Consider the following 11,717-nt stretch of genomic DNA (forward strand, 5'->3'; position numbering starts at 1 on the left):
CCCCCTTGCCCGCCATAAGTTCCCGGAACATTCGAAGAGCCATACGAAACATTCGGCCATACGCGTCTTTCGGCCACCCGCACCGCGGCCACACGCACACACCGGTCGGACGAACATTCGGAAACACGACATCGTGAGAGGTGCCGTCACATGGAGTCCTACAGCAGGCGCTGGTTCCTCGGCGCCGGCGCCACCACCCTCGTCTCGGCCGCCGGACTCACCGCCTGCGGTTCCGGCAGCGGCTCCGGCGGCTCCGGCGGTTCGGGCGGCACCATCACGGCGATGGTGTACGGCGACGACGCGGTGAAGGTGCAGGCCAAGGCCGTCGACCGGTTCAACGCCTCGGCCGCGGCCAAGAAGGCCGACGGCAAGGTCGAGCTGGAAAAAGTACCCGGCTCCGACTACCCCGCCAAGCTGCGCACCGCGATGGGCTCGCCCCACGCCCCCGACGTGTTCTTCAACTGGGGCGGCGGCTCGATCAAGGCGTACAAGGACGCGAACCAGCTCGTCGACCTCACCGACACCATCAAGTCCGACCCCGTCCTCAAGGACGGCTTCCTGCCCTCCGTCCTCGCCGCCGGCGCGCTCGGCGGCCGCAACTACGGCATCCCGATGCGCGGCATGCAGCCGGTGATCCTCTTCTACAACAAGGCGGTCTTCGCCGAGCACAAGCTCCAGCCGCCCACCACCTGGGACCAGCTGCTCGACATCAACGCCAAGCTGAAGAAGGCGAACATCACCCCGTTCGCGCTCGGCGGCGCCGACGTCTGGCCCGAACTGATGTGGCTGGAGTACCTGGTCGACCGTATCGGCGGCCCCGAGGTCTTCGACCGGATCAAGAACGGCGACTCCTCCGGCTGGGGCGACCCGGCCGTCCTCAAGGCCGCCGAGACGGTCAAGCAGCTCATCGACGACGGCGCCTTCGGCAAGGGCTTCAGCTCGGTGGCGTACACCAACGGCGGCGCCCCCGCGGTCTTCGCCAAGGGCAAGGCGGCCATGCACCTGATGGGCTCGTGGGAGTACTCCACGCAGCTCGGCAAGTTCCCGGACTTCGCCAGGAAGAACCTGGGCTGGTGCCCGTTCCCGAAGTTCGAGGGCGGCTCCGGCGACATCCGCAACGTCGTCGGCAACCCCACCAACTACTGGTCCGTGAACGCCCGTACGTCCAACAAGGACGCGGCGATCGCCTTCCTGAAGGACTGCGCCTCCGAGGCGTACGCCAAGGAGCTGATCGCCAACGGTGACATCCCGACCACCTCCAACGCGGCCAAGCTGCTCGACGCCTCCCCCAACCCCGAGTTCGCCAAGTTCCAGTACGAGATGGTGGAGCAGGCGCCCGCGTTCACCCTGAGCTGGGACCAGGCGGTCGACCCGAGCATCCAGACGCCGATGCTCACCGAGATCAACAAGCTGTTCGTGGGCAAGTCCACACCGAGCCGGTTCGTGTCCGCGCTCAAGGGGCTGAAGTGAGCTCGATCGCTCCCACCAGGGCGAAGGGCAGGCCCGGGAAGGGCGTGCGGGCCGGGCGCCCGCACGCCGCCTGGGTCCTGCCCGGCGTCCTGTTCTTCGCCTTCTTCGCCGTCGCCCCCATGGTCCTGGCCCTCTACCTGTCCTTCACGAAGTGGAACGGCCTGGGCGACCCCGAGCCGGTGGGCCTGGCGAACTGGCGGAAACTGATCGACGACCCGCGCCTGACCCAGTCCCTGACGGTGACCGTGCTGCTCACCGTCGTCAGCTGGGCCTTCCAGACCGTCGTATCGCTGCTGCTGGGCGTCTGGGCGGCGGGCCGCCAACGCAACCGCGCCGTCCTGTCCGCGATCTTCTTCGTGCCGTTCCTGCTGTCCTCGACGGCGATCTCGCTGCTCTTCTACGCCCTGCTCGACCCCAACTTCGGCATCGTCCGGGGCGACACCCTCGGCACCACCTCCGGTGCCTTCCTCGCGATCGTCTTCGTCGGCGGCTGGCAGTTCATCCCCTTCCACACCCTGATCTACCAGGGCGGGGCACGGCAGATCCCCGAAGTCCTCTACCAGGCCGCGGCGATCGACGGCGCCGGCCGCTACCGCCAGTTCTTCTCGATCACCCTGCCGCAGCTGCGCAACACGGCGACCACGTCGACCGTGCTGATGATCGTCGGCTCGCTGACGTACTTCGAGACCGTGCTGATCCTGACCCAGGGCGGCCCCGGCACGGACACCGCGATCCTGCCGTACCTGATGTACGAGGCGGGCTTCAAGAGCTACGACTTCGGCTACGCGAGCGCCGTCGCGACCTTCCTCGTCGTGGCCGCCACCGCGCTGTCGCTGCTGCTGGTCCGGCTGACCGGCTTCGGCACCATGCGCAGCACCAGGGAAGGAATGTGACGAAGTGTCATACCGTACGTCACACGACACGCTGCCACGCCGTCCCGTACGGACACCGCCGAAGCCGCCGGTGACCGGGGGCCCCGTCCACCACCGCCGCCACTGGACCAGGCGCCCGAACCCGCTGGCCGGCCTCGGCTCGGTCATCTGGCTGGCCGTCGTGATCATCCCCATCTACGCGATGATCACCACGTCGCTGACCCGCCAGGACGAGGCGCTGGGCCACAACGCCCTCAAGCCGCCCACCGACCCGACCCTCGAGAACTACAACACCGTCCTGCACAGCGGCTTCGGTCACTTCCTCGCCAACACGGTGATCGTCGCGGCGGCGGTCGTGGCGATCGTCCTCGTGCTGTGCGTCCCGCTCGCCTACGTCGCCGTACGCACCCGCGGCATCTGGTCGGGCGCGGCCTTCCGCCTGTTCCTGCTGGGTGTCGCCATCCCCGCGCAGGCGGTCGTCGTCCCGCTGTACCTGATGATCGCCAAGCTGAACCTCTACGACAGCCTGCTCGCGATCATCCTGCCGACCGCGGCCTTCGCGATGCCGGTGTCGGTGCTCGTCCTCACCGGCACCCTGCGGGACATCTCCGAGGAGCTGTACGAGGCGATGGCCCTGGACGGCGCCTCCCCCACGCGGATGCTCTTCCAGCTGGTCATCCCGATGACCAAGGGCGGCATCAGCACGGTCGTCATCTACTCCGCCCTGCAGGCCTGGAACGGCTTCCTCTTCCCGCTGATCTTCACCCAGTCCGACGGCCCGCGCGTGCTGACCCTCGGCCTGTTCAACTACGTCAGCCAGTTCGGCGTGAACATTCCCGCCCTGCTCGCCTCCGTCGTCCTCTCCGGCACCCCGATCTTCGCCGTCTACCTGGTGGCCCGGCGCGCCCTCGTGGGCGGTCTGATGGGCGTGGGCGGCAAGTGAACCCACCCTCTCCCGACGTCTTCGACAGGAGCTCCATGACCACCGCCCCCTGGCGCGACCCCGCCCTGCCCGCCGCCGCCCGCGTCGACGACCTGCTCTCCCGGATGACGCTGGAGGAGAAGACCGCCCAACTGTACGGCGTATGGGTGGGCGCCGCCACGGACGGCGACGGTGTCGCCCCGCATCAGCAGGCGATGAACACGGACTACGACTGGGAGGAGCTGATCGCTCTCGGCCTCGGCCAGCTCACCCGCTCCTTCGGCACCGCCCCCGTGGACCCGACCCTTGCCGCACAGGCACTGGCCCGCGCACAACGGCGTATCGCCGAGGCCGGCCGCTTCGGCATCCCGGCGATCGCCCACGAGGAGTGCCTGGCCGGCTTCACGGCCTGGGGCGCGACGGCGTACCCGGTGCCGCCGGCCTGGGGTGCCACCTTCGACCCGGCCCTGGTGGAGGAGATGGCCGGCCGTATCGGCCGGGACCTGCGCTCGGTGGGCGTGCACCAGGGCCTGGCCCCGGTCCTGGACGTGATCCGCGACCCGCGCTGGGGCCGGGTCGAGGAGACCATCGGCGAGGACCCGTACCTGGTCGGCACGATCGGCGCCGCCTACGTGCGGGGCCTGGAGTCGGCGGGGATCGTCGCCACGCTGAAGCACTTCGCCGGGTACGCCTCCTCCGCGGGCGCCCGCAACCTGGCCCCGGTGCGGGCCGGCACCCGGGAGTTCGCCGACATCACGCTCCCGCCCTTCGAGATGGCGCTGCGCGAGGCCGGCGCGCGGTCGGTGATGGCGGCGTACACGGAGACGGACGGCGTACCGGCCTCCGCGGACCCGCACCTGCTCACCGAACTCCTGCGCGAGCAGTGGGGTTTCACGGGAACGGTGGTCGCCGACTACTTCGGCGTCGACTTCCTGCAGACCCTGCACAGGGTCGCCGGCACCCCGGCCGAGTCCGCCCATCTGGCCCTGACCGCCGGTGTCGATGTCGAACTGCCGACGGTGAAGTGCTACGGCAAGGACCTGGTGGCGGCGGTACGGGAGGGCACGGTCCCGGAGTCCCTGGTGGACCGCGCGGCCCGCCGGGTCCTGCTGCAGAAGTGCGAACTGGGCCTGCTGGACGAGGACTGGAGCGCCGACGCGCCCGCGGAGCCGGTCGACCTGGACTCGGCGGGCAACCGGGCCGTGGCCCGCCGCCTGGCCGAGGAGTCGGTGGTGCTGCTGACCAACCCGGACGGCGTGCTGCCGTTGTCGCCGGACACCCGGATCGCGGTGGTCGGCCCTCGTGCGGCGGACGCCCTGGCGATGCTGGGCTGCTACTCCTTCCCCTCCCACGTGGGCACCCAGCACCCCGAGGTGCCCATGGGCATCGAGATCCCCACGCTGCTGGACGCGCTGCGTACGGAACTGCCCGACGCGAAGGTGACGTTCACGGAGGGCTGCGGCGTGTCCGACCCGGACACCTCCGGCTTCGAGGAGGCGGTCGCCCGGGCGCGGGAGGCGGACGTGTGCGTGGCGGTCCTGGGCGACCGCTCGGGCCTGTTCGGCCGGGGCACGTCGGGCGAGGGCTGCGACGTGGCGGACCTGAGCCTGCCCGGCGTCCAGGGCGAGCTGCTGGACGCGCTGGTGGGAACGGGCGTGCCGGTGGTGCTGGTCCTGCTGACCGGCCGCCCCTACGCCCTGGGCCGCTGGGACGGCCGCCTGGGCGCCGCAGTCCAGGCGTTCTTCCCGGGCGAGGAGGGCGGGTCCGCGGTCGCGGGCGTCCTGTCGGGCCGGGTGAACCCCTCGGGCCGGCTCCCGGTGAGCGTTCCGCGCGGGGCGGGGGGCCAGCCGTGGACGTATCTCCAGCCGCCGCTGGGTCTGGCGGGGGAGGCGAGCAGCCTGGACCCGACGCCGCTGTACCCGTTCGGGCACGGGGTGTCGTACACGACGTTCGAGTGGTCCGGCTTCCAGGGCAACGATGTCACCGAGATCGGCACGGACGGCTCGTACGACGTCTCGCTGACCGTCCGCAACACCGGTGATCGGGCCGGTGCGGAGGTCGTGCAGCTGTACCTGCACGACCCGGTGGCGTCGGTGACCCGCCCGAACGTGCGCCTGATCGGCTACGAGCGGCTGGAGCTGGCTGCCGGCGAGTCCCGCCGGCTGACCTTCCACTTCCACGCGGACGTCTCGGCGTTCACCGACCGCGAGGGCCGCCGGGTGGTGGAGCCGGGCGCCCTGGAACTGCGCCTGGCCGCCTCGTCGTCGGACATCCGCCACACGGCCCACCTGACCCTGACGGGCCCGGTGAGGGAACTGGGCCCGGACCGGCGGCTGCGCTGCGAGACGGAGACCACGGAGGCGCCCTGACCTGCCCCCACGTGGGTTTCCTCGCCCCCGCCGCCCCTACCGTCGCGTCCCTGGGGGCTGCGCCCCCAGACCCCCGCTTTCGGCCTTGACGGCCTCGTCCTCAAACTCCCCCGAGCTCTTCGAGCAGGGGGTACCCCCAGACGGGCCGACTTTCTCCAGCCGCCCGGCGATGGAGGCGCGGGCCTTGGGCCCGAGGGGCTGCGGGAGAAGGCCCAGAGCCCCGAGAGTGGAGGGGGCGGAGCCCCGGAGACGGGACGCCTCCCCCCACCGAGACGGGCGGGCGTGTGGGAAACCGGGGGCGCAGGGGGCGGAGCCCCCGCCGGGGTCCGGGGCGGAGCCCCAGGGCGGGGATCTCTCTCCTCACCGAGACGGGCGGGCCGGGTGGGCAAAGCCGGGGCGGAGCCCCGGGGGACGGGGCCCCTCCCCCCACCGAGACGGCCGGGTGGGCAAAGCCGGGGCCCACCCCCGGCGGTGGCCGAACGCAAAGATCCCGCCCCCGGTCGAACCGGGGACGGGATCCTGTCGAGCGCCGGGCAGGCCTTGCACCTGCATCTCCCCGCAGGAAGCGGGACGTCTTTCCTTGGACCACCAACGCACTGCTCGCGGGCCTTTGTCGGCCGCTTGCGTGTGATGATCATAGCGCATCCGGCGGGCGGCCGACCAATCAGGCGTCCGGCCCCTCACCGACCGACTCGAACCGCCACCGGTGCACCGCCCGGGTGACCAGGTCTCCGGCGGGATCAGGGAGTTCAGGCAGGTCCGCCCCGTACTCCGCATCCCACCACGTGATGACCAGCACCCGGTCCTGCGGAGCCCGGAAGGCCTCCCGGCGCAGAGGTTCCCGCGCGAGCCGCTGCCGCCGCGCCCAGGCGAGGAGTTCCTCCCCCCGGCCCTCGACCGCCCGGGCCTCCCACATCAGCGCCACCGTCACGAGTACAAGTTCTCCTCGCCGACCTCGTGCACATGATCATGGTCGTGCCCCGGCACATGCGGATCCGTCACCGGCAGGGACGAATCCGCCGACAGATCCCAACTGGAAGCGGCCCGCCCCCGGCTGACCATCTCCGCACCCAGCGCCGCCACCATCGCACCGTTGTCGGTGCACAGCTTGGGCCGCGGCACCCGCAGCCGAATACCGGCCGCCTCGCAGCGCTCCTGGGCCAGAGCCCGCAGCCGCGAGTTCGCGGCCACGCCGCCGCCGATCATCAGATGGTCGACGCCCGCGTCACGACAGGCCCGTACGGCCTTGCGGGTCAGCACGTCCACCACCGCCTCCTGGAAGGAGGCCGCCACGTCACGGACCGGGACCTCCTCCCCGGCCGCCCGCTTGGCCTCGATCCAGCGGGCCACCGCCGTCTTCAGACCGGAGAAGGAGAAGTCGTACGCCGGGTCGCGCGGCCCGGTCAGTCCGCGCGGGAAGGCGATCGCCTCCGGGTCGCCCTCCCTCGCATACCGGTCGATCACCGGCCCGCCCGGAAAGCCCAGGTCCAGCACGCGCGCGATCTTGTCGAAGGCCTCGCCCGCCGCGTCGTCGATCGTCGCGCCCATGGGCCGTACGTCCGAGGTGATGTCCGTGGACAGCAGAAGCGAGGAGTGGCCGCCGGACACCAGCAGCGCCATCGTCGGCTCCGGCAGCGGACCGTGCTCCAGCTGGTCCACGCAGATGTGCGAGGCGAGGTGGTTGACGCCGTACAGCGGCTTGCCCAGGGCGTAGGCGTACGCCTTCGCCGCCGAGACGCCCACGAGCAGCGCGCCCGCGAGGCCCGGCCCGGCGGTCACCGCGATGCCGTCCAGGTCCTTCGCGCTCACCCCCGCCTGCTGCAGCGCGCGGTTGATGGTCGGCACCATCGCCTCCAGGTGGGCCCTGGACGCCACCTCCGGGACGACACCGCCGAAACGGGCGTGCTCGTCGACGCTGGAGGCGACGGCATCAGCCAGGAGCGTGGTGCCGCGGACGACGCCGACGCCGGTCTCGTCGCAGGAGGTCTCGATGCCGAGGACGAGCGGCTCGTCCCTCATGTCAGTCATGAGTCTCGGTTCCTTGTTCACCGTCGAGGGAGATGGAAGGATCGGACAGGCGCATCACCAGGGCGTCCACGTTCCCCGGCTGGTAGTAGCCGCGCCGGACGCCGATGGGTTCGAAGCCGAAGCGCTCGTAGAGCTTCCGGGCGCGCGCGTTGTCCACCCGGCACTCGAGCATCACCTCGGCGCACTCGAACGCGGTCGCCGCCCGCAGCAGCTCGGTCAGCAGCCGGGAGCCGAGCCCGGTGCCCCAGTGGTCCCGGGCGACGGCGATGGTCTGCACGTCCCCCTGATCACCGGAGGCGACCAGCCCGGCGTACCCGACGATCCGGCCGCTCTCCTCGGCGACCACGTACCGCCGGGTCGCCTCCGGGCCCCGGGAGTGCGCCAGCTCGGACCAGAACATGCCCCGGGACCAGGCGTCCTCCGGGAACAGGTCCTTCTCCAGCTCCACCACCGGCTCGATGTCCCACCAGCGCATCTCGCGCAGTGCGCAGTCCGTGGTCCCGTCCGTCTTCCGTTCCGTCGCTCGTCCCGTCACTTCGGGGTGACCACCTTGTAGTTCTTGGGCACCTGGGCGTCCGGCCGGCGCAGATACAGCGGCCGGGGCGCGGGCAGCTCCTCGCCGGCTGCCAGCCGCTCGGCGGCCAGCGAGGCGAGGGCGGCGGCCGACACGTGCTCGGGCTCGTGCGCCTGCGGGAACGTGTCGGGGTACAGCAGCGCGCCCGCGCCGACCGCGGGCAGGCCGCCCACCTCGTCGGCGATGTCGGCGGGCCGGTCGACGGCCGGGTCGGTGACGCGGGTGCGGGAGTCGGCGTAGCGGGCCCAGTAGACCTCCTTGCGGCGCGCGTCGGTCGCCACGACGAAGGGACCGGGGACGTCGGCGGCGTAGGCGAGGCCGTCGAGCGTGCACACGCCGTACACGGGGACGCCGAGCGCGAGCCCGAAGGTGTCGGCGGTCATCAGCCCGACGCGCAGCCCGGTGTACGGGCCCGGGCCGACGCCGACCACGATGCCCGTGACGGCGTCCAGCTTGAGCCCGGCCTCGGCGAGCACCCGGTCGACGGCCGGCAGCAGAAGCTCTCCGTGCCGGCGCGCGTCCACCTGGCTGGAGGAGGCGATGACGGCCGTACCGTCGTGCAGCGCGACGGTGACGGCGGGGGTGGCGGTATCCAGAGCGAGCAAGAGCACGCAAACAGCCTACGGCTCCGGCGGGCCCCGCACCGCCGCCCCGGGGGGACGGTTTCCGGCTGCTAACGTCGCCGCAAAGCAGCTCGTACGACCGACGCGGAGGTGGACGACCGTGGCAAGGAGCAGCTCGGGATTCGTGGCCGGGCTCACCGCCGCCGCCGTCGCCACGGTCGGCTTCCTCGCCCACCAGGCGCAGGCGAACGTTCCGCGGAGCCTGCGCGGCGGTCCCGGCGCCACGGCGACGCCCGCGGCGAGCGCCGCCAAGGCGCTCCGGGACAAGCGGCACCCGACCGCTCTGCCCGACGGCTCCGGCACCGGCGAGCGGGTCGTGTACTCGGTGGACGACGACCGGGTGTGGCTGGTCGGTCCGGACAACAAGGTCCGGAACACCTTCGGGGTCAACCCCGGCAGCGTCGATCCGACGCCGGGGACCTACGCCGTCGTGTCCCGTTCGAAGGCGATCACCGGAACCGACGGCGTCCCCGTCGAGCACGTCGTGCGCTTCACCGACGTGGGCGGGGTCGTGATCGGCTTCAGCGCGGCGGTGGACGGCTCCGCGCCGACGCCCGACCCGGCGGTGAAGACCGGTGGCATCCGGGAGTCGCGGGCGGACGGCGAGGCGATGTGGATGTTCGCGACGGTCGGGCAGAAGGTCGTCGTCATCCGGTAGCGCGTCATCCGATGGAGTTACGCCGCTTGACGGTGCTCCTCCACCGTCCGGGGGGCCGCCGGCTCCGGAGCGCGCGGCGGCCGGGAGACCGCCTCCGCGGCGGCGCAGGAGGCCAGCAGGTCCCGCATGGACACACCACCGGCCGCATACGGCCGCGGCTCCGGCTGCCGACGCTGCTGCTCGTTGTTCTCCATGGCCGACATGGACGCCTCCTCGGGCCGGGGGCGGACGTAGTTAGGTACACCTAACTACGAGCTGGATACCATGTGACCACGCCGGACGCGCCCGGCGCAAGGATTTGCCGACGTGCTGTCGGAAAGTTCACGCGGCGCTCAGGCGGTCAGAACGCCCAGGTCGACGGAGGCCCACCGGTCCCCGATCCCGGTCACCGTCACGTGCCGCACCTCGTCCGTGGTGTCGCCGACGGCCCGGTGGATCAGGACCTGCAGCCGCTCGTCGGTCAGCCCCTCCACCTTGCCCTCGCCCCACTCCACGACGATCACCGAGTCCGGCAGCGACACGTCGAGGTCGAGGTCCTCCATCTCGTCCAGCCCGCCGGACAGCCGGTAGGCGTCGGCGTGGACGAGCGGCGGACCGTCCCCGAGGGACGGGTGCACGCGGGCGATCACGAAGGTCGGGGAGGTGACGGCGCCGCGTACGTCCATGCCCTCGCCGAGCCCGCGGGTCAGCGTGGTCTTGCCCGCGCCGAGCTCCCCGCTGAGCATCACCAGGTCGCCGGCGCGCAGCAGCTTGGCGAGACGGCGGCCGAGCTCCCGCATCTGCTCGGGGGAGTTGACGGTGATCTGAACAGCGACGCCAGCGGGCGCCCCGGCATGCGATGCTGTGGTTTCTTTCATCGTCACTCACTTACAGTAGTACACTGGTCACGTTCCGCGAGGGGCCGGTCCGGGCCGGACCGCAGCCGAAGGCTGGAAGCCACCTCCGTCAGGAGGAGGCGGAGTCACAACTGCCCACGGTAGTGGTCGGTACCGCCCCAGCGCGGGCGAGCAGGTCGGCGAGGCGATCGCCGACAAGCTCCGGGTGCTCCAGGATCACCAGGTGCCCGGCGTCCGGGACCAGCACCAGCTCCGCGTCCGGGAGCAGGTCGGCGATCGCCTCGCTGTGCTCGCTGGGCGTGACCAGGTCCTGCACCCCGGCCAGGACGAGCACCGGCATGTCCTGGAACAGGGCCAGCGCCTCGGTCTTGTCGTGGTCGGTGAAGGCCGGGTAGAACTCGGCGACCACGTCGATCGGCGTGCTCTCGATCATCCGCTCGGCGAACCGGGCGATCGCCGGGTCGATGTCACGGCCGGCGAACGAGTACCGCTTGATGACCCCGGCGAACAGGTCCGCGGTGGCCCGCCGCCCCCTCTCCACCAGCTCGGCCCGCTGACCGAGCGCCTTCAGCACCCCGGGGAGGACTCGGCGCACCGCGTTGACGCCGGCCACCGGCAGCCCGAAGTTGACCTCGCCGAGCCGCCCGGAGGACGTACCGACGAAGGCGGTGGCTACGACCCGCTCGCGGATCAGCTCGGGGTACTGGGCGGCGAAGGCCATCATGGTCATGCCGCCCATGGAGTGTCCGACCAGCACGATCGGCCCCTCGGGCGCGGCGGCGTCGATCACGGCCTTCAGGTCGCGGCCCAGCTGGTCGATGTTCAGCGGCACGCCGTCGCGCGTCTGGGCGACGCTCCGCCCCGAGCGGCCGTGACTGCGCTGGTCCCAGTGCACGGTCCGTACGACACCGCGCAGCGCCGCGCGCTGGAAGTGCCAGGAGTCCTGGCTGAGGCAGTAGCCGTGGCTGAAGACGACGGTGACGGGGGCGGGGGCCTTGCGGCCGAAGAGCCGGCGGCGGCGCGGGCCGAGGTTCACGGCCGCGTCGAGGTCGATGTCGTCGACCTCGTAGTAGAGCTCGGTGCCGTCGTCGGCCAGGGCCCGGCCGGGGGTGCCGCGCAGGGCGCCGTAGGGGCCCGCCGCGTCCAGGGCGAGCCGGGCCTTCCTGCGCATGCCGCGGCCGACGGTCATCCGCTCGATGGCGACGCCGGCTGCCGCGCCCGCCGCCACCACGCCTATCGCGGCGCCCGCGACGCCGGTCGCCCTGCGCCAGCCGCCGGCCGCCCCCGCGGTGGCCTTCGCGACCGCGCTGCTCTCGCTCACGTACCGCTCCTCTGTGTGCCGTACTGCTGTTCGCTCGGTGAGGT

Annotated in this window: 12 protein-coding genes; 5 read left to right on the top strand and 7 right to left on the bottom strand. The window is 71.9% G+C overall.

The genetic code is table 11. The annotated features are described in order from the left end of the window. Positions 1 to 150: 150 nt before the first annotated feature. From ACX25U_RS14210 to ACX25U_RS14225, 4 genes are all read left to right on the top strand, one after another. A complete protein-coding gene (locus tag ACX25U_RS14210) occupies positions 151 to 1,470 on the top strand; it encodes an ABC transporter substrate-binding protein (protein ID WP_454392134.1) in 1,320 nt (439 codons plus the stop codon). Positions 1,471 to 1,547: 77 nt separating this feature from the next. Then, on the top strand, positions 1,548 to 2,363 hold the full coding sequence (locus tag ACX25U_RS14215; protein WP_454394271.1) for a carbohydrate ABC transporter permease: 816 nt from the start codon (positions 1,548 to 1,550) through the stop codon (positions 2,361 to 2,363). Positions 2,364 to 2,487: 124 nt separating this feature from the next. Continuing rightward, a complete protein-coding gene (locus ACX25U_RS14220; RefSeq protein WP_454394273.1) occupies positions 2,488 to 3,285 on the top strand; it encodes a carbohydrate ABC transporter permease in 798 nt (265 codons plus the stop codon). A 35-nt stretch (positions 3,286 to 3,320) separates the two neighbouring features. Further along, entirely contained in the window at positions 3,321 to 5,633 is a 2,313-nt protein-coding gene (locus ACX25U_RS14225) for a beta-xylosidase/alpha-l-arabinosidase (protein ID WP_454392136.1), read from the top strand. Positions 5,634 to 6,297: 664 nt separating this feature from the next. Here the strand turns inward: ACX25U_RS14225 and ACX25U_RS14230 are convergent. The 4 genes from ACX25U_RS14230 to tsaB are packed head-to-tail and all read right to left on the bottom strand — an operon-like array spanning position 6,298 to position 8,846. Next, positions 6,298 to 6,564 carry a hypothetical protein gene (locus ACX25U_RS14230; RefSeq protein ID WP_454392138.1) on the bottom strand — a complete coding sequence of 89 codons (267 nt, stop codon included), beginning with the start codon at positions 6,562 to 6,564 and terminating at the stop codon, positions 6,298 to 6,300. Then, positions 6,561 to 7,661 (bottom strand): tRNA (adenosine(37)-N6)-threonylcarbamoyltransferase complex transferase subunit TsaD, encoded by a 1,101-nt coding sequence (gene tsaD / locus ACX25U_RS14235; RefSeq protein WP_454392140.1) that lies wholly within the window; start codon positions 7,659 to 7,661, stop codon positions 6,561 to 6,563. The genes ACX25U_RS14230 and tsaD overlap by 4 nt, the downstream gene beginning before the upstream one ends. Continuing rightward, a complete protein-coding gene (gene rimI / locus ACX25U_RS14240) occupies positions 7,654 to 8,136 on the bottom strand; it encodes a ribosomal protein S18-alanine N-acetyltransferase (RefSeq protein ID WP_454394275.1) in 483 nt (160 codons plus the stop codon). Before rimI ends, tsaD begins: the two co-directional genes overlap by 8 nt. Before the next feature lie 56 nt (positions 8,137 to 8,192). After that, the gene (gene tsaB, locus ACX25U_RS14245) at positions 8,193 to 8,846 is read right to left on the bottom strand and encodes a tRNA (adenosine(37)-N6)-threonylcarbamoyltransferase complex dimerization subunit type 1 TsaB (RefSeq protein WP_073948321.1); all 654 of its coding nucleotides are present in this window, start codon (positions 8,844 to 8,846) and stop codon (positions 8,193 to 8,195) included. Positions 8,847 to 8,958: 112 nt separating this feature from the next. Here tsaB and ACX25U_RS14250 point away from each other — a divergent pair, with 112 nt between their 5' ends. Beyond that, the gene (locus ACX25U_RS14250) at positions 8,959 to 9,516 is read left to right on the top strand and encodes a hypothetical protein (protein WP_454392142.1); all 558 of its coding nucleotides are present in this window, start codon (positions 8,959 to 8,961) and stop codon (positions 9,514 to 9,516) included. Between the two features lie 17 nt (positions 9,517 to 9,533). On the opposite strand, the gene ACX25U_RS14255 is transcribed toward ACX25U_RS14250, so the two are convergent. From ACX25U_RS14255 to ACX25U_RS14265, 3 genes are all read right to left on the bottom strand, one after another. Continuing rightward, positions 9,534 to 9,719 (bottom strand): hypothetical protein, encoded by a 186-nt coding sequence (locus tag ACX25U_RS14255; RefSeq protein WP_454392144.1) that lies wholly within the window; start codon positions 9,717 to 9,719, stop codon positions 9,534 to 9,536. 129 nt (positions 9,720 to 9,848) lie between these two features. Continuing rightward, complete coding sequence (gene tsaE, locus ACX25U_RS14260; RefSeq protein WP_454392146.1) at positions 9,849 to 10,373, bottom strand: tRNA (adenosine(37)-N6)-threonylcarbamoyltransferase complex ATPase subunit type 1 TsaE; 525 nt, start codon at positions 10,371 to 10,373, stop codon at positions 9,849 to 9,851. An 88-nt stretch (positions 10,374 to 10,461) separates the two neighbouring features. Further along, entirely contained in the window at positions 10,462 to 11,673 is a 1,212-nt protein-coding gene (locus tag ACX25U_RS14265; RefSeq protein ID WP_454392148.1) for an alpha/beta fold hydrolase, read from the bottom strand. Positions 11,674 to 11,717 lie beyond the last annotated feature (44 nt).

This window comes from Streptomyces sp. JNUCC 63 (genome assembly GCF_054366325.1).